16 protein-coding genes are annotated in these 16668 nt (G+C 64.9%); 4 read left to right on the forward strand and 12 right to left on the reverse strand.

Going from position 1 to position 16668, the window contains the following annotated elements:
• Position 1 precedes the first annotated feature (1 nt).
• Positions 2 to 1309, reverse strand: coding sequence for a homoserine dehydrogenase (locus HMPREF1478_RS05960; protein ID WP_016461177.1), 1308 nt, complete (start codon positions 1307 to 1309; stop codon positions 2 to 4).
• 274 nt (positions 1310 to 1583) lie between these two features.
• Here HMPREF1478_RS05960 and pflB point away from each other — a divergent pair, with 274 nt between their 5' ends.
• The 3 genes from pflB (at position 1584) to pflA (ending at position 5077) form a co-directional block, all read left to right on the forward strand.
• Complete coding sequence (gene pflB / locus HMPREF1478_RS05965; RefSeq protein ID WP_016461178.1) at positions 1584 to 3689, forward strand: formate C-acetyltransferase; 2106 nt, start codon at positions 1584 to 1586, stop codon at positions 3687 to 3689.
• 122 nt (positions 3690 to 3811) lie between these two features.
• Positions 3812 to 4063 carry an autonomous glycyl radical cofactor GrcA2 gene (grcA2, locus tag HMPREF1478_RS05970; protein ID WP_009056454.1) on the forward strand — a complete coding sequence of 84 codons (252 nt, stop codon included), beginning with the start codon at positions 3812 to 3814 and terminating at the stop codon, positions 4061 to 4063.
• Between the two features lie 135 nt (positions 4064 to 4198).
• Positions 4199 to 5077, forward strand: coding sequence for a pyruvate formate-lyase-activating protein (pflA, locus tag HMPREF1478_RS05975; RefSeq protein ID WP_016461179.1), 879 nt, complete (start codon positions 4199 to 4201; stop codon positions 5075 to 5077).
• A gap of 37 nt (positions 5078 to 5114) precedes the next feature.
• Here the strand turns inward: pflA and HMPREF1478_RS05980 are convergent, their stop codons facing one another.
• The 5 genes from HMPREF1478_RS05980 to HMPREF1478_RS06000 all read right to left on the reverse strand — a co-directional run bounded on the left by HMPREF1478_RS05980 (position 5115) and on the right by HMPREF1478_RS06000 (position 9855).
• The gene (locus HMPREF1478_RS05980) at positions 5115 to 5747 is read right to left on the reverse strand and encodes a peptide deformylase (protein ID WP_016461180.1); all 633 of its coding nucleotides are present in this window, start codon (positions 5745 to 5747) and stop codon (positions 5115 to 5117) included.
• Positions 5744 to 6421: a sugar O-acetyltransferase gene (locus tag HMPREF1478_RS05985; RefSeq protein ID WP_016461181.1), complete on the reverse strand. Its 678-nt coding sequence runs from the start codon at positions 6419 to 6421 to the stop codon at positions 5744 to 5746. Before HMPREF1478_RS05985 ends, HMPREF1478_RS05980 begins: the two co-directional genes overlap by 4 nt.
• Positions 6418 to 7200, reverse strand: coding sequence for a gamma-glutamyl-gamma-aminobutyrate hydrolase family protein (locus HMPREF1478_RS05990; RefSeq protein WP_034475275.1), 783 nt, complete (start codon positions 7198 to 7200; stop codon positions 6418 to 6420). Before HMPREF1478_RS05990 ends, HMPREF1478_RS05985 begins: the two co-directional genes overlap by 4 nt.
• Positions 7201 to 7377: 177 nt before the next feature.
• Positions 7378 to 8394, reverse strand: a complete 1017-nt coding sequence (gene add / locus HMPREF1478_RS05995) for an adenosine deaminase (protein WP_016461183.1) — start codon at positions 8392 to 8394, stop codon at positions 7378 to 7380.
• 129 nt (positions 8395 to 8523) lie between these two features.
• Entirely contained in the window at positions 8524 to 9855 is a 1332-nt protein-coding gene (locus HMPREF1478_RS06000) for a C1 family peptidase (protein WP_016461184.1), read from the reverse strand.
• Positions 9856 to 9981: 126 nt separating this feature from the next.
• Here HMPREF1478_RS06000 and HMPREF1478_RS06005 point away from each other — a divergent pair, with 126 nt between their 5' ends.
• Positions 9982 to 10881 carry an aldose-1-epimerase gene (locus HMPREF1478_RS06005; protein ID WP_016461185.1) on the forward strand — a complete coding sequence of 300 codons (900 nt, stop codon included), beginning with the start codon at positions 9982 to 9984 and terminating at the stop codon, positions 10879 to 10881.
• A 6-nt stretch (positions 10882 to 10887) separates the two neighbouring features.
• Here HMPREF1478_RS06005 and HMPREF1478_RS06010 read toward each other — a convergent pair whose 3' ends face one another.
• The 6 genes from HMPREF1478_RS06010 to HMPREF1478_RS06035 form a co-directional block, all read right to left on the reverse strand.
• Positions 10888 to 11676, reverse strand: coding sequence for a 16S rRNA (uracil(1498)-N(3))-methyltransferase (locus HMPREF1478_RS06010; RefSeq protein ID WP_016461186.1), 789 nt, complete (start codon positions 11674 to 11676; stop codon positions 10888 to 10890).
• A 6-nt stretch (positions 11677 to 11682) separates the two neighbouring features.
• The gene (dnaJ, locus tag HMPREF1478_RS06015) at positions 11683 to 12801 is read right to left on the reverse strand and encodes a molecular chaperone DnaJ (RefSeq protein WP_016461187.1); all 1119 of its coding nucleotides are present in this window, start codon (positions 12799 to 12801) and stop codon (positions 11683 to 11685) included.
• Positions 12802 to 12863: 62 nt separating this feature from the next.
• On the reverse strand, positions 12864 to 13907 hold the full coding sequence (gene hrcA / locus HMPREF1478_RS06020; protein WP_016461188.1) for a heat-inducible transcriptional repressor HrcA: 1044 nt from the start codon (positions 13905 to 13907) through the stop codon (positions 12864 to 12866).
• Positions 13908 to 14056: 149 nt separating this feature from the next.
• Complete coding sequence (locus HMPREF1478_RS06025) at positions 14057 to 14851, reverse strand: DUF3097 family protein (RefSeq protein ID WP_016461189.1); 795 nt, start codon at positions 14849 to 14851, stop codon at positions 14057 to 14059.
• A gap of 134 nt (positions 14852 to 14985) precedes the next feature.
• Entirely contained in the window at positions 14986 to 15813 is an 828-nt protein-coding gene (locus HMPREF1478_RS06030) for a hypothetical protein (protein ID WP_016461190.1), read from the reverse strand.
• Positions 15806 to 16495, reverse strand: a complete 690-nt coding sequence (locus HMPREF1478_RS06035) for a SatD family protein (RefSeq protein ID WP_016461191.1) — start codon at positions 16493 to 16495, stop codon at positions 15806 to 15808. Before HMPREF1478_RS06035 ends, HMPREF1478_RS06030 begins: the two co-directional genes overlap by 8 nt.
• Positions 16496 to 16668: the final 173 nt, after the last annotated feature.

The following is a 16668-nucleotide window of genomic DNA, read 5'->3' on the forward strand; positions in this document are numbered from 1 at the left end:
GTCACTCACCCTCAACGCGGATCGTGGAGGTCACCTCACGCACGGCGTCGGACACGGCGAGCGCGCGGGCAACGGCGCGCAGGTCGGCCTCGCGGGCGCGGTGGCTGGTCACGACGATGACGCAGGCGCCGGGAACCTCGTCGTTACGCTGATGGACGGACTGGATCGAGACACCGTGGCGGGCAAAGATGCCGGCAACATCGGACAGGACGCCGAGGCGGTCCTCCACCTGCAGGCGAATCTGGTACCGAGTGTGCGTCGAGCCGGGATCGAGGATCGGCAGGTGCGCGTACACCGACTCGCGCGGGGCGTGACCGCCAAAGGCTCGGTGATGCGCGGCCGCGACAAGGTCGGACAGGACGGCCGAGGCCGTGGGCGCACCACCCGCGCCCTGACCGTAGAACATCAGGCGACCGGCGGCCTCGCCCTCGACAAGAATCGCGTTATAGGCGCCGTCAACGGACGCGAGCGGGTGATCGGCGGGAACCTGAGCCGGATGCACACGCATCGCGACACCTTCACGCCCATCCTCGCCGATGCGGCGCTCAGCGATAGCGAGGAGCTTGATCGTATGGTTGATGCGCGCCGCCTCCTCCATATCCTCCTTCGTGATGCTCGTGATGCCCTCAACCGCAACATCGTCGATACCGACGCGGGTGTGGAAGGCGAGCGAGGCAAGAATGGAGCACTTGGCGGCCGCGTCGAAGCCCTCAACGTCCGCGGTCGGGTCAGCCTCGGCAAAACCGAGAACCTGCGCCTGCTTGAGCGCCTCCTCGTAGCTGAGGCCCTTCGTGCTCATCGCATCGAGGATGAAGTTGGTCGTGCCATTCACGATGCCCATGACCGTCGTGATGCGGTCGCCGGCGAGGGACTCGCGCAGGCCGTAAACGACAGGAACAGCACCCGCCACAGCGGCCTCGTAGTAGAGGTCAGCGCCATTGGCTGCGGCGGCCTCGTAGAGCTCGGGGCCGTGGGCGGCCAGGAGGGCCTTATTGCCCGTGACAACCGAAATGCCCTGGTTGAGCGCACGCAGCACGAGGGTGCGGGCGGGCTCAATGCCGCCGATCAGCTCGACGACGAGGTCCATGTTGTCGATCGCTTCAGCGGGGTCGGTCGTCAGCAGCTCACGATCAATCGGAGCATCTCGGGGAGCATCCACATTGCGGACGAGGACCTTGCGCACCTCCATCTCCGCGCCCGAGCGAGCCGCGAAATCCTCACGGCTCGACTGAAGGATACGAATGACCTGGCTACCGACGGTTCCGGCTCCAAGAACGCCAACTCCAAGGACGGGGCGGGGTGCAGACATAGGATTTTTCTCCTTTGTGGGACGGGCACTGGTACCAGTGTAGGGGGTCAAGCCAGCTCTCTTCTCCTAAGGACCTTGGTCCCACAATTTAACCGCTCGAGACTTTGGGCCCATATCCTGAGACGCAGAACATAGACTGTCGGTTGATATGGGTTGTGGAGACCCCCCAAGCCGTAGGACAATGGGCCTAAGCGTTGGAATCCGACGCACTGTGGAGCTCCGCTCCTAACACACCGTCCCCACAACGGGATACGGACATCCGAGAAGAGGAAGAATGACGACAGCAGACCAGAAGGCCTGGGAAGGTTTCGTAAAGGGTAACTGGTGCGATGAAATCGACGTTCGTGATTTCATCCAGCTGAACTACACCCCGTACGAGGGCGATGCCTCGTTCCTGGCAGGGCCGACCGAGAAGACCCTGCGCGTGTGGAACACTCTCGAAGAGAAGTACCTCTCCGAAGAGCGCAAGGTGCGCATCCTCGACGTTGACACCGACACCCCCGCCGACATCGATGCTTTCAAGCCCGGCTACATCTGCGAGGACGACAACGTGATCGTCGGCCTGCAGACCGATGCCCCCCTGAAGCGCGCGATGATGCCGAACGGCGGCTGGCGCATGGTCGAGACGGCCATCCACGAGGCCGGCAAGGAATACAACCCCGAGGTGAAGAAGATCTTCACCAAGTACCGCAAGACCCACAACGACGCTGTCTTCGATATCTACACGCCGCGCATCCGCGCAGCTCGTTCTTCCCACATCATCACCGGCCTGCCGGACGCCTACGGCCGTGGCCGCATCATCGGCGACTACCGCCGTGTGGCGCTCTACGGCGTTGACCACCTCATCGCCGAGAAAGAAAAGGACAAGGATCGCTACGCCGACCAGCCCTTCTCCGAGCACTGGGCACGCTACCGCGAGGAGCACTCCGAGCAGATCAAGGCCCTCAAGAAGCTGAAGAACCTCGCTGCCTCGTACGGCTACGACATCTCCGGCCCCGCCACCAACGCGCACGAGGCCGTGCAGTGGACCTACTTCGGCTACCTGGCCTCCGTGAAGTCTCAGGACGGCGCCGCCATGTCGATCGGCCGCCTGTCGGGCTTCTTCGACTGCTACTTCGAGCGCGATCTGAAGAACGGCACGCTGGATGAGTCCGGCGCACAGGAGATCATCGACGCCCTCGTCATCAAGCTGCGCATCACCCGCTTCCTGCGCACCATCGCTTACGACCAGATCTTCTCGGGCGACCCCTACTGGGCCACCTGGTCGGACGCCGGCTTCGGCGACGACGGCCGTACGCTGGTCACCAAGACCTCCTTCCGCCTGCTTCAGACGCTGGTGAACCTCGGTCCGGCCCCCGAGCCGAACATCACCATCTTCTGGGACGAGAACCTGCCCCGCGGCTACAAGGAGTTCTGCGCCCGTATCTCGATCGAGACCTCCTCGATCCAGTACGAGTCCGATCCGCAGATCCGCGCCCACTGGGGTGACGACGCCGCCATCGCATGCTGCGTCTCCCCCATGAAGGTCGGCAAGCAGATGCAGTTCTTCGGCGCGCGTGTGAACGCCGCCAAGGCCCTGCTCTACGCCATCAACGGTGGCCGCGACGAGATGAGCGGCAAGCAGGTCATGGAAGGCTACGAGCCCGTCCAGGGTGACGGCCCGCTCGACTTCGATGACGTGTGGAAGCGCTACGAGGAGATGCTGGACTGGGTCGTTGGCACCTACGTCGAGGCCCTCAACATCATCCACTACTGCCACGATCGCTACGCGTACGAGGCCATCGAAATGGCTCTGCACGACGCTGAGATCGTCCGCACCATGGGCTGCGGCATCGCAGGCCTGTCCATCGTTGCCGACTCGCTGGCCGCCATCAAGTACGCGAAGGTTTACCCGATCCGCGACGAGACCGGCCTGGTCGTCGACTACCGCACCGAGGGCGACTTCCCGACCTACGGCAACGACGATGACCGCGCCGACGACATCGCCGCGACCGTCGTCCACACCGTCATGGACAAGATCCGCGCGATCCCCATGTACCGCGACGCGATCCCGACCCAGTCGGTCCTGACGATCACCTCGAACGTCGTCTACGGCAAGGCCACCGGTTCCTTCCCGTCGGGCCACCAGAAGGGCACCCCCTTCGCCCCCGGCGCGAACCCGGAGAACGGCATCGACACGCACGGCATGGTTGCCTCCATGCTGTCGGTCGGCAAGCTGGACTACAACGACGCACTCGACGGCATCTCGCTGACGAACACGATCACCCCGCAGGGCCTGGGCCGCTCCAAGGAAGAGCAGATCCAGAACCTGGTCGGCATCCTCGACGCTGGCTTCGTTCCGGACGATTCCTGCGCCTACGACGGCACCAAGGGCTACTGATCCACCATCGGCGGGGATCGATGCGTCACCCGTATTGATCCCCGCCCACCACACACGTGGGTGTGCCGCACCGCGACCCACCCAATCCGGTACCCCCGGAGTTTCACAAAAGGAGAAATGTTATGGCAACCAAGACCTACGAAGAGCGCCTCGCCGACATGAAGGCCGCCCGCGAAGAGCGCGGCGACAAGGATGGCCTCTACCACGCGAACATCAACGTTCTCGAGGAGTCCACGCTGAAGGACGCCATGGAGCACCCCGAGAAGTACCCGAACCTGACCGTTCGCGTTTCCGGCTACGCCGTCAACTTCGTCAAGCTCACCCGTGAGCAGCAGCTGGACGTTCTGTCCCGCACCTTCCACCACTCGGCCTGATCGCTGATTGGAGTGGGGCGTCGGGCAACGCTCGGCGCCCCGCTGCTATGCCTGCGTTCGTCGGCGATCTACGCTGACGATCCCCGGCCTCGTTCCCATCACGGACACCTCCCACTCAACCGCGAAGAAGGAAACATGTCGCAGACCCTCGCTCTCCCCACGTTCCGCGAGCAGGACTTCCAAGCTCCCCAATCACGTACCGTCGGCGCTGGCGTCGAGGGCCTGGAGGAGATCACGGATCTGGAGCGCTCCGAGCGCCTGCGCCGCATGCGTGAGGGCACGCTGGGGTCCATTCACTCCTGGGAGCTCGTCACCGCCGTTGACGGCCCCGGTACGCGCATGACGGTGTTCCTCAACGGCTGCCCGCTGCGTTGCCTGTACTGCCACAACCCCGACACGTTCCTCATGAAGGACGGCGCTCCCGTGTCTGACACGGAGCTCCTCTCCCGCATCGCGCGCTACCGCCGTATTTTCCGCACGACGAAGGGCGGTATCACGCTGTCCGGCGGCGAGGTCCTCATGCAGCCCCAGTTCGCCAAGCGCATCCTGATGGGCGCCAAGGAGATGGGCGTGCACACCTGCATCGATACCTCCGGGTTCCTGGGTGCGAACTGTGACGACGAGATGCTCGACGCGATCGACTTGGTGCTCCTGGACGTCAAGAGCGGCAACGAGGAGACCTACAAGAAGGCAACGGGACGCGCCCTGGCACCCACGATCGAGTTCGGTGATCGCATTGCCGCGCGCGGTGGCGCGACGCGCATCTGGATTCGTTTCGTCCTCGTTCCGGGCCTGACCGATGATCCGGAGAACGTACGGCAAGTTGGCGAGATTGTCTCGCGCTGGAAGGACGTCATCGATCGTATCGAGGTCCTGCCCTTCCACCAGCTGGGCAAGGACAAGTGGCATTCGCTGGGTCTGGACTACCAGCTGGAGGACACGAAGGCTCCCACGCCCGAGGCTACGGAGGAAGTGCGCAACTACTTCCGGTCGCTGGGCTTCGAGGTCCACTGACGCTCACGTCGCGGCCTCGGGAGGACGTGAGTGAGGCTCACTCCCCCGGGGTCCACGTATATCCGCTGGTCCCCCACCTGCGCTCACGAATGACCTGCTGGGCTTCGTCCGAGTAGGGCTGCGCGAGGCGGTCGACGTAGAGGGTTCCGCGCAGGTGGTCGTATTCGTGCTGGAAGATGCGCGCGAGCCAGCCACGGGCGGCGACCTCGATGGGCGTGCCCGACACGTCGTATCCGCGTAGGACGGCGCCGAGTGCGCGACGCAGCGGGTAGCCGTACCCGGGCACGGAGAGGCATCCCTCGGACTCGCAGGTGGCATCGGGGCGGGTGGGCAGGATTGCACCCGCGCCCTCGTCATCCCAGACGAGGTCGAGGGTCGGGTTGACGACGACACCGCTCAGCATGGTGTTGAAGCCGCGTTGGGGTCCCTCCTCGAGCTGGAGGACGTCGCGGTAGCGGCTATCGAACGCGCCGCCCCCGGCGTAGCGCCACACGAAGATCTGAGATCCAACGCCGACCTGCGGCGCCGCGAGGCCGACCCCGGGCGCGGCGTGCATCGTCTCGATCATGTCGGCGACGAGGTCGCTCAGTTCAGAATCAAAGGAGTCGACGGGATCCGCGACCCGATGCAGGACCGGCTCGCCCGTGATGCAGATCGGCAGGATGCTCATGCTTCTTCTCCCGTGTGTCCGTGCGGAATAACACCGACGCCCGCCGCTTCGAGAGCGCGAGGGGTGGTGGGGTCCAGGTTTTTGATGACGCGGGCGGGGTTGCCGACGGCGATGCAGTTGGCGGGGATGTCGCGGGTGACGACGGTGCCCGCTCCGATGATCGAGTTCTCGCCGATGGTCACTCCCGGGCACACGACGACGGAGCCGCCCAGCCACACGTTGTCCTCGAGGGTGATCGGTGCTGCGGACTCCCATTTCGCTCGACGAGGCCCGGGCTCGGTCGGATGGATCGCCGTGTAGAGTGAGCAATTGGGGCCGATGAGGACGTCCTTGCCGATGACGACCTGGGCAACGTCGAGCACTGTCAGGCCGTAGTTGACCCAGGAACCATTCCCAATGGAGATGTTGTACCCGTAGTCAACGCGCAGGGGCGGTCGAATGTCGACATTCTCCCCCACCTCGCCGAGGACCTGGGAGAGCAGGTAGCGGGCGATATCCGGATCGGTGGGATGCGCCTGCTCGTAGAGGGACAGGAGGCGAACCGCGCGCCTCGTGAGTGCCGAGAGCTCATCATCCGCGATGTAATAGTCGCCATCGCGCATGCGCTGCACGGGGGTGCGCTCGTCGTCGCAGAATCGGGGATCGTCGAAATTCGTTCCCGGGGAAATGGTCATGCGACCAGGGTAGTCGAGGCCCTCTCGAGGCGGGGGGCGCGGCGCGCGTCGAGGTGGCCGAGGAGGGCGCGCAGCTGGGAAATGTCGGCGGCGGGATCCTCGGGGTGCCACTGCACGCCGAGGACGGGTGCATCGATCGTCTCAATGGCTTCGATGGTACCGTCCGGGGCATAGGCGCTCACCTGCAGGCCCTCGCCCACGCGTGCCACGCGCTGGTGGTGGGCGGAGGAGATGATCAGCTCAGAGTTGGTGAGGACGGGAGCCAGGGCACGCTCAAGGTTCGTTCCCCCACCGACGCGCACGCTGTGACGGATGAAGCGGTGATCGGACAGGATCCGGCTGTTCGTGTGCGTGCCGTCAGCGCCCTCGATGTGCTGCTCGAGCGTGCCGCCCAGGGCCGTATTGATGATCTGCATGCCGCGGCAGATCCCCAGGAGCGGCGTGCCCGTGCGCACGGCGTAGTCGACGAGGGCGATCTGTCCGCGATCCGCGCGGTACCAGTGGCGTCCCTCGGCCTGATATCCCTGCGAGGCACCGTACAGGCTGGGGTGGACGTCCTCGCCGCCCATGATGATGATCGCGTCGGCGTGCTGTGCGCGCAGGGCTGCACCCTCGGCGCCGTCTTCCTGCGCGTACTCGCGGATGACGTTCCAGTTCGGCAGCGCGGCCTCAAGGAGACGATCCCACAGGCGCATGCAGATGTTGTTGTATGCCTCGTCCCCCGGGCGTGCCGGCAGGACGTTGGAAATCAACAACGTCGGCTTCGTGTGGTTCGTCATGGTTCCTATCATGGCAGTCTCGTCGGCACGGTGCTCGGCGCGTTCACGGGGTGGCCAATTGTGACAGCGGGCGTCCACTCTCGCAACGGCTTGAGAATAGCGCTCGCCCACGAACGACGAGGCCGGGGCTGGTCCGCGCGCGTGGGCTCCCAGTGCCCCGGCCTCGTTCGTCGCCGATCAGTTCTCAGACACGAAGCGATCCACGCGGGCGAGCAGCTCAGTCTTCTCCTCGTCCGAGATCCACGCGATCTCGATGGAGTTGCGGGCGATGCGCTCCAGGTCGGCGCGGCTGCGGTCGAAGCGCTCGGCGAACGCCAGGTAGTTGTCGCCGATGTAGCCGCCGAAGTAGGCAGGATCGTCGGAGTTGAGGCTGACCTTCACGCCGGCGGCGGTCAACTCGATGATTTCCTTGCCCTTCATTTCCTCTGTGACGAAGGAATTGGACAGCGGGCACGAGGTCAGGCCGATGCCGTGGTCGCGCGCGTAGGCGACCAGCTCGGGGTCTTCGACGATGTTCGTGCCGTGGTCGAGGCGCTCGGCGCCAAGCTCGGTGAGGGCCGCACGGATGTTATCGATCGAGCCGATCTGGTCAATGTCGCAGTGCATCGTCACGTGCAGGCCGGCCTCGCGAGCGAGCTCGAAGACGCGGGTGAACTTGGTGGGCGGGTTGTCGCGCTCGTCGGAGTCCAGGCCCACGCCGATGAACATGTCCTTGTAGGGCAGCGCTGCTTGCAGCGTCTCGAGGGCAGACTCGGCGCTCATGTCGCGCAGGAAGCACAGGATCAGGTCGGCGGACAGGCCTGCCTCGCGCGCCTCGACGACGGCGCGGTAGTAGCCGCGGATGACAGTCTCGATCGCAATGCCGCGAGAGGTGTGGGCCTGCGGATCGAAGAAGCACTCGGCACGCACGACACCGTTAGCGCGGGCACGCTCAAAGTAGGCGGCAGCCAGATCGTGGAAATCATCCTCGTCCTGGAGGACGTCCATGGCCGGGTAGTAGACGGCCAGGAAGGACGTGAGGTCATTGAACTGGTAGGTTGCCTGGACCTCCTCGACCGTGCTCTGGCCGATGTCGACGCCGTTCTTGCGAGCGAGTGCCAGCTTGAGATCGGGCTCGAGGGTGCCTTCCAGGTGCAGGTGCAGCTCGGCCTTGGGCAGGCCGAACGCAAAGTCGCGGGTCACGTCAGTGCTCATGTGTCCTCCACAGATAACGGGGCGGGTATCGCGGAACCATTGTCCCACGCCACCCGCCCCGTGCTCAGGGAGGCCAAATATCGAACGGGACGATACGCACGCCCCGCTTCGCGCGTCAGGCTACTGGGCTCAGGCCAGCGCACCCATCGGGTCCCATGCAGGCAGGTGCTGCGGTTCCTCAGTGATGGCGGCGCGCAGATCCTCGGGCAGGTCGTCCACATGCACGGCCACCTCGAAGACGTTGGCGTCGAACCATGCGGCGTCCATCGTGAAGAAGCCCTTCTCGCCGGGTTCCTCGCCCCAGGAGTTCTCCACGCGGAAGCGGCGAGCGTTGCCGTCCTCGTCGATGTCGACGCCGGTGAAGAGCATCGCGTGGTTCATCGCGGACTCGCCGGTGTTGACGCGCTGCTCCTTCGAGGTGGAGAAGTCCACGCCGAAGAGGTTGTCGTAGTCGTACAGGCCATCAACGAAGAGGCCGGAGGCGCGGTCGGACTGCTGACCACAGTCGGCGCCGAACCACACGGCGCGACCCGAAGCCAGGACGGAAGCCGTGATCTCGCGGATCTGCTCAACCGGGGTATTCACGTAGAGGATCGGGCGGCCGCCGACGACGTTGCCCATGTGATCGACCGTGAGGGTGTGGCCCTTCGGGTGCTCGGCGCGCGGGTCGTCGACGAGGCACACGTACTGCGTGAGGTCCACGTCCACGTAGCGCTGGTAGAACTCGCGCGGGGTGAGGACGCCGTCGCGGTGGAACTCGCCGTTATCGTCACGCCACTCCCACTCGAAGGAGGCCGGGGGCTCGCCCAGGCAGATGACGAGGATGCGCCACACGTCGGCCAGCGCGGCCTCCTTGACCTCGCGGATCTCTTCCTCGGAGGCAACGGCCTCGACGAGGGAGCGCAGCTCGAGGGCAGTGCGACGCAGGACGACCTTCAGGCGGGCGTTCATGGGGGCGGTGTGACTGGAGGACTCGGTCTCGGGCATGGCAACCTTGGGGACGAGGCCGTGCTTGAGGTAGAGGGAGACCGCCATGTCCCACTGGCCGCCGTCGGAGAGCACGTCGCCGAGCAGGAACTGCAGGAGACGACCGTCAAGCTCTTCGGTCTTCGCGGTGGCGATGATATCGGTGAGGAAGAAGTTGGCGCGTTCGAACTTGTCCCAGAAGAGCACGTAGTTCTGCGAGAACTCAAAGTCCTTGAGGCCAAGGTGGGTGCGCGTCGTCGAACGCAGCAGGTTGAGGGAGGAGAAGAGCCAGCAGCGACCGGACTTCTTCTGAGACGTCACCTTCCAGTCGTCCACCTTGTGGGACACGACCGTGGGGGTGGCGACCACCTTGGCGCGGTCGAAGGCGACCGGCTCGACGCCGGCGTGGGTGACAGCGTTGCGTGCGACCGCGCGGGCGGAGTCTGAGGATGCGTGGAGAGAGGCGACAAATTCGTCTGTGATCTCGTGTGCCATAGGACGAGGTGTTCCTTTCAATCGAGAGCCATTCTCTATAAGGATACGCTTCTCGCAGTGATGCAGACGACTCAACTCCGTTTAGAATGAGTGTTATTCGTGTTCAGTGAATGCACAGGAGCATCAATGGTGGATCGGGGCGCTTCGGGGCGCGAGATCGTTGTACAGGCTGGGGAGTACGAGGCACGGGTCGTCACCGTCGGCGCAGGTCTGGCGGGCTTGCGCTACCGCGGGCACGACCTGGTCGTCCCTCACGGCGTCGGCGAATGCCCTCCTGGTTATCTCGGCAAGGTCCTCATGCCGTGGCCCAACCGCATCGCGGGCGGCTCGTACTCGTGGGAGGGCGCCACCTACGATCTGCCTGTCGACGAACCCACTTTCGGCACGTCCCTCCACGGTTTCGTGGCCTTCCAGGAGTGGGAGATTGCCGAGGCCAATGCCTCCTCAGTCATCTTGCGCACCCTCATCGCGGCGCGCTACTCCTACCCGTGGACGCTTCTTGCATCCGCGCGCTACAGCCTGGATGCGCAGCGCGGCCTCACCGTCGAGTTGTCCGCGACGAACATCGGCGAGGGCACCGCCCCCTACGGCGTCGGCTTCCACCCCTACCTCGCCGTCGACGACGCACGAGCGGACGAGCTGGAGCTGACCAACCCCGCGTCCATCATCTACGAGGCCAACGCCTCCATGATTCCCGTGGCCGCCCACGACGTGGCATCGTTCGGGTTGGACTTCCGCTCCCCCACCCTTATCGGCGACTCCCGGTTGGACCACGCCTTCGCTGGCCTGCCCGAGGGCACCTGGACCGTGACGCTGCGCGATCCCGCATCGCGCGTGGGCGTGTCCCTGTCGTCGGACGCGCGTTGGCTGCAGGTCTACTCGGCGGACTACATCGGCCGCGTGGGCGTGGCCGTCGAGCCGATGAGCTGCCCGCCCAACGCCTTCAATTCAGGCAGGGACGTGGTTGCGCTGGGCGAAGGCGAGACCCACACGCTGAGCGCGCGGATCTCTGGCTTCCAGAGTTGAACGCTCCTAGTATGCGCCCGCGGCGGCGCGGATCAGCGTCAGGGCGACCGCGCCGGCCGTGGAGGAACGCAAGACGTTATCTCCCAGCCCAATCGTGCAGGCTCCTGCGTCCACCAGCTGCGCGGTCTCCTCGACCCCGATGCCCCCCTCAGGACCAACGATGAGGGCGATGCGCGCAGGCAGAGCCCCGTCCGCACGGGACTCCTGAACGCGGGCGAGAGCGGCCCCGAGCGAATCCGTCGCCTCCTCGTGGCAGACGAAGGCAACCCCGGCCTCGTCCGTCAAGGAGGCGAGCCAGGAAGCCAGCTCGCGGCTATCCTTGACGCCCTCAACGACCGGGACGAACGCGCGGCGGGACTGCTTGGCGGCCGCGCGAGCCACGCCCTCCCACTTCGCGCGCCCCTTCTCGGCCTTCGGTCCCTTCCACTGGACGATCGCACGCTGCGACGCCCAGGGAATCACCCGGTCGATACCGATCTCCGTGCAGATCTCGACGGCTGCCTCGTCTCGCCCACCCTTGGCGAGCGCCTGAACGAGGATGACCTCGGGACTCGGGGCGTCCTCCTGCGTGATCTCCCGAACGACCAGGGAGAGCGAGGACTTATCGCTCCCGCTCACCTCGCACGTCACACGCAGGCCACACCCATCGACGACGTCGACCCACTCCCCCGCGCCGATGCGGCGCACAGAAGCAGCGTGACGCCCCTCGGCTCCCCCGAGGCAGGCGATGTCCCCCACGGACAGGGACTCCAGGGGCGGGGTCAGATCCTCACCGAGGAAAACGGGCAGCGTCACGGCGCATCACCCCATGAAGGTATCGCGAAGCTTGTCAAAGAACGAGGCCTGCTGACGATGCGGCTCCACGCGCACCTCGCCGCGCACCTTCGCCAACTCCTCGAGCAGCTCGCGCGATTTCTCATCGAGCTTCTTGGGGATCTGGACATCGACGTGCACGTGCATTGAGCCTCGGCCCGAGCGCTGCAGGTGGCCCACGCCCAGTCCCTCCAGGACGATGTCGTCGTTGGGCTGGGTACCCGGGTTGATCGTCACGGTCTTCTTGCCGTCGAGGGTCTCCAGCTCGAACTCGGTGCCCAGGGCAGCCGTCGTCATCGGGATCGTGATCCACGTGTGCAGGTCGTCCCCGCGACGATCAAAGACCGGGTGCTTCTTCTCGCGGATCAACAGGTAGAGATCACCGTTCGGGCCACCGCCCTGGCCGACCTCGGCCTCGCCGCTCACGCGAATCTGCGTACCCTCGCTGGCGCCCGCGGGGATGTTGACATTGAGAGTGCGGCGCGAACGCACACGGCCCGCACCCGAACACTCGGCGCACGGGGTCTCAATGACGTTGCCGTATCCCTGACAGGTCGGACACGGTGCCTGCGTCTGCATGCGACCAAAGAGCGAGTTCTGAATCTGCGTGACGAAGCCCGAGCCGTGGCAGGTCGTGCACTGCGTGGGCGACGTGCCCGGCTGGCACATCGAGCCGTGGCAGGCCTCGCACAGAACGTAGGTATCGAAAGACACTTCCTTGGCCGCGCCGAAAGCCGCGTCCTCCAGGGTGATGTCAACGACGACCTGGCGATCCTTACCGCGACGCACGCGCGAGGCCGGACCCGACGCCGACGCGCCGAAACCACCACTGAACATGGCCTCGAAAATGTCGGAAAAACCGCCGAAACCCGCACCTGCGCCAGCGCCGCCGCCACGCAGCGCGTCCGGGCCGCCGATGTCGTACATCTGGCGCTTCTCCGGATCCGACAGCGTCTCGTAGGCGACGGACAGCTCCTTAAAGGCTTCCTCCGAGTCGGCGCCCGCATAGTCGGGGTGCAGCTTACGGGCGAGCTTACGGTAGGCCTTCTTAATCTCGTCCTGGCTGGCGTCACGGGCGACGCCGAGGACCTCGTAGTAGTCTCTCACGCTTGCTCTTTCTTCTCGTGGGGTCGTTCGTTCATCGTCATCATGCTCGACGCACGGCCGAGTTAGCTGTTGGTTTCCTGCGCGAGGTAGCGCGACAGGTAGGCGGCCACGGCTCGTACCGAGCTCATGGTGCGCGCATAGTCCATCCTCATGGGGCCGACAATGCCCAGGTGGGCGCAACCACCCTGTTCATCGGCACCCGCCCGGTAGGTTCCGGTGACGACAGCTGCCTCTGCCAGGCCATCGTGGGGGTTTTCCGTACCGATACTCACGTGCACGTCATCACCCGGGTCGGCCTCGGCGAAGAGCCGCATGAGGACGACCTGCTCTTCGAGGGCGTCCAAGACCGGCGCGATGTCGTGGAAGTCGAGCGCCCCCCTCGCCAGGTTCGCGGCGCCCGCGACGACGATCTTCGACTCGCTCTGCCCGGTGAGGACGTCGGTGAGGGCGGCGCCGATCGCGGCGACCGTCCCGACGAGGTCGGGGCGAGCAGAGGCGGTCGCCGCATCAACGCACGTCTGTACAGTCGCCGACGTGGCGCCGTCGCAGTGACGTCGCAGGTGCTCACGGACCTCGTGCAACTGGCCATCGTCGAGGGGCGCATGCAGGCTCAACGTGCGCTCCCCTACCTCGCCGTCGGCGGTAATGACGACAACGAGGACGCGGCCCGGCGTCAGATCAATGGCCTCAAAGTGCTTGAGGAGACGCACGCGCGCGCCCGGGTACTGGACGAGGGCCACCTGATGCGTGACCTGTGCGAGGAGTCGAACCGATCGCTCGACGACATCATCAATGTCGACGGACTCGGACAGGAACGTCTCGAGGGCCTGGCGCTCGGGACCGCTCATGGGCTTGAGTTCGGCGAGCCGGTCGACGAACACGCGGTAGCCGCGGTCGGTCGGCACACGCCCGGCAGACGTGTGAGGCTGGTAGATGAGCCCAGCTTCCTCAAGCACCGCCATGTCGTTGCGGATCGTCGCCGAGGAGACACCGAGCCCCCCGGCGGCAATCGCCTTGGAACCGACGGGCTCGCGGGTGGCCACGTACTGGGTGACGATGGCGCGCAGGACGTCAAGGCGGCGGTCCTGTGCACTCGTGCGTGTCATGCCGTCTCCCTCCCTGCTTGGCACTCATGCTTCCTGAGTGCCAATGCTACCCCCGGTCCTTCGCGAGAGGCGAGCGTAGTGCGCAACGACTCGTGCGCCCTGCGCGAACCTTCACGCGGGGCAGGCACCATCACATCGCAGGGGGACCCTCACTGCGCCCAGGGCACCGTCACGAAGTCGATGAGTTCCTCCACTCTGCCCAGCAACGCGGGTTCGAGGTCGCGATAGGTGCGCACGGTCGACAGGATCCGCTTCCACCCCATCGCAATGTCACGCTGGTCGGCATGCGGCCAGCCGAGGGCATCAAGCGTCCCATGCTTGATATCAATACCGCGAGGAATATCCGGCCACCGCTCAAGCCCAACACGGGCCGGCTTGACGGCCTGCCAAATGTCAACGAAAGGGTGACCCAGGACGAGAACCGCACCCGGCCAGCGAGCTGACACGGCCTCGGCGATGCGAGACTCCTTCGACCCGGGGACCATATGGTCGACGAGAACACCCGCACGCGCCGTATCCGTCGGCCCGAAGACCTCCAAGACCGCTTCGAGGTTGTCAACGCCTTCGAGGAGCTGAACGGCAATCCCGGCCTCTGCCAGGTCCTCGCCCCACACGTGCTGCACGAGCTCGGCGTCATGACGACCTTCCACCCAGATGCGCGAGCGCTTGGCAACCTTGGGGCCACTTGACGCGGGGGCGAACGATCCGGAGTTCGTGATGCGGCGTCCCGACGCACTGACCTGTGTTCCCGGCGAGGACTGGGCAGGGGCCGGGCGCGGCGGCAGCGCCTCAATGGGACGACCCTCCAGCCAAAAACCGGGGCCGAGAGGGAAGGAACGACGCACTCCTCGCCGATCCTCCAGCTCCACCAGGTGAACACCGCCAGACTTTTCCACACGCGTCACGGCACCGACCCAACCGGAGGCAACATCCTCCAGCACCATGCCGATCTCGACATGGACTGCCTGAGAGCGCGGACGCCTCGCCCCCGGCCCATCGCGGTGCGGGTCATGGGCGAAAATATTGCGACCGTAGGGATCTGAGCTATTCACCCGGCTTACTCTAGCGGCCAAACCGCTCAGTGCAGGCTCACGGCGTGAATGAGCATCGACACGAGGGCAGCCAGAATCCACGAGGACACTGAGCCAATGAGGAATTCCTCAGCCTTCTCCCCCGTCGAATCCTGCGAGATTTCGGGGAAACGGATGACGCCCTTGGCGGCAACGACTGCCGCAATCGCGACCTCCGCGCCCGCACCGGCGAGAACGATAATGAGGAGACGTTCAAGCGGCCCAATCCAGCGGCCACCACGCAATGCCGTCACTTCATCCTGCTCATCGCTACGACCGGCGACGATAGGCAACGCACCAGAGATGAGGGGAGGCTCAACGACGTCCGATCCCTCGCGGGCTTCGTCGCCGTCCTCCGACACCGACGCGGGCATCGCGGGCAGGACGGGTGCATTAATCCACCCGGGGACAGGCTCAGAAGCACGACCGCGCGCACACTGCAGGATCGCCGTAATCAGGTGATTGGCCGGACCCGTGACGAGGAAGAGAACGGCAATAATGAGGTCAATCGAACGTCCCGAGCGCAGCGACAGCATCGGAAATTCCGTTGGCTCCGCACTCAGGAGCGCGACAAAGCCGATGGATGCCAACGCCCAACGACCAAGCACCCCGCGCGCAGATGGATCGACGAGATCCCATGCGAACCACACGATCGCGAGCGTCGCGCCGAGCGCATTCGCCAGCGCGCTGACGCCAAGGACGAACCACGCGTAGCAGATCACGGCGAGGAGGAGCGTCAGAAAGAGAGACAGGCGCCGCGACCAGCGTCGTGGGTCGGATGTCAGAAGGACGGTCAGCTCCGAGGCGGCAATGCCTAGGAGAAGCACTTCATGCACGTGCGGCCTCCGCAATGATGAGTGACGACTGGATCAACCCCACCCCCGTGCCCCGGGCGAAGTCAGAAATGGCCTGCTGCGAGAGCTTCTCTGCCCGAGCGATCTCCACCTGGGTCTTACCGAGAAGCAGCGCAGCTGTGATGCGGCGATGACGCGCAGAGAGCTTGAGGATCGCATGATCACGCAGGCTCAGCAACGCGTTGATGCAGGTCTGGCAATGGCTCGGGAAGGACGACTCAACGGAGGCATGCGCCATGAACCAGGTGCGAATGAACGGATTCGATGAGTCCTGCACATCATGCGCCCGGTTAATCGCAGCGCGGGCCGCCCACCAAGCGGAGCCATCCTGAAGCTGCGCCGAGTCCGCACCATGCGAACGCGCCGGAGCCTGACGATGAACGCCCGAGGAGAACTCTTCAATTCGCCCCGCACCAATTCCGAAGCGAAGCTGAAGCTGTGAGGGAAGCAGAAGCTGCGCACGCAGCGTCAGAAGAAGCGCATCCTCCAGCGTGTAGGCCACAGCCTGAAATTCGTCACCGACCGTCGGGTAAGGCGCCTGCAAGAGCGCAAGCCCCTCACTCGCGTCCGCAAGAGCAGCCTCATAAATTCTCTGAGCCTCTGCACGATTGGTCAGCGTACGAGAGCCAACGATGTCAGCAATGACAGCGTAACGAAGAGTCACAGTACCACACTTTTCCTTGTATACGGCTCTTCACAAGCCCCCTCATGGAGGAACCCTGCAAATTACTCGGCTTCACATGACACATCTAGGCAAACATATTTCAACCATGATGTCAACAGTATTGCGACGTAATGCTAGCTTGTCACATTGCGCATGCGAACCGAGTGTCAAAC

The sequence above is a fragment of the Actinomyces sp. HPA0247 genome (assembly GCA_000411415.1).
In the GTDB taxonomy this organism is placed as follows: domain Bacteria; phylum Actinomycetota; class Actinomycetes; order Actinomycetales; family Actinomycetaceae; genus Pauljensenia.

Coding starts and splice junctions, on each gene's coding strand:
- HMPREF1478_RS06005 (WP_016461185.1), top strand. CDS start 9,982: ATGGTGGATCGGGGCGCTTCGGGGCGCGAGATCGTTGTACAGGCTGGG.
- add (WP_016461183.1), bottom strand. CDS start 8,394: ATGAGCACTGACGTGACCCGCGACTTTGCGTTCGGCCTGCCCAAGGCC.
- HMPREF1478_RS05990 (WP_034475275.1), bottom strand. CDS start 7,200: ATGACGAACCACACGAAGCCGACGTTGTTGATTTCCAACGTCCTGCCG.
- HMPREF1478_RS06025 (WP_016461189.1), bottom strand. CDS start 14,851: ATGGTGCTGGAGGATGTTGCCTCCGGTTGGGTCGGTGCCGTGACGCGT.
- HMPREF1478_RS05985 (WP_016461181.1), bottom strand. CDS start 6,421: ATGACCATTTCCCCGGGAACGAATTTCGACGATCCCCGATTCTGCGAC.
- HMPREF1478_RS05980 (WP_016461180.1), bottom strand. CDS start 5,747: ATGAGCATCCTGCCGATCTGCATCACGGGCGAGCCGGTCCTGCATCGG.
- pflA (WP_016461179.1), top strand. CDS start 4,199: ATGTCGCAGACCCTCGCTCTCCCCACGTTCCGCGAGCAGGACTTCCAA.
- pflB (WP_016461178.1), top strand. CDS start 1,584: ATGACGACAGCAGACCAGAAGGCCTGGGAAGGTTTCGTAAAGGGTAAC.
- HMPREF1478_RS05960 (WP_016461177.1), bottom strand. CDS start 1,309: ATGTCTGCACCCCGCCCCGTCCTTGGAGTTGGCGTTCTTGGAGCCGGA.
- HMPREF1478_RS06000 (WP_016461184.1), bottom strand. CDS start 9,855: ATGGCACACGAGATCACAGACGAATTTGTCGCCTCTCTCCACGCATCC.
- hrcA (WP_016461188.1), bottom strand. CDS start 13,907: ATGACACGCACGAGTGCACAGGACCGCCGCCTTGACGTCCTGCGCGCC.
- grcA2 (WP_009056454.1), top strand. CDS start 3,812: ATGGCAACCAAGACCTACGAAGAGCGCCTCGCCGACATGAAGGCCGCC.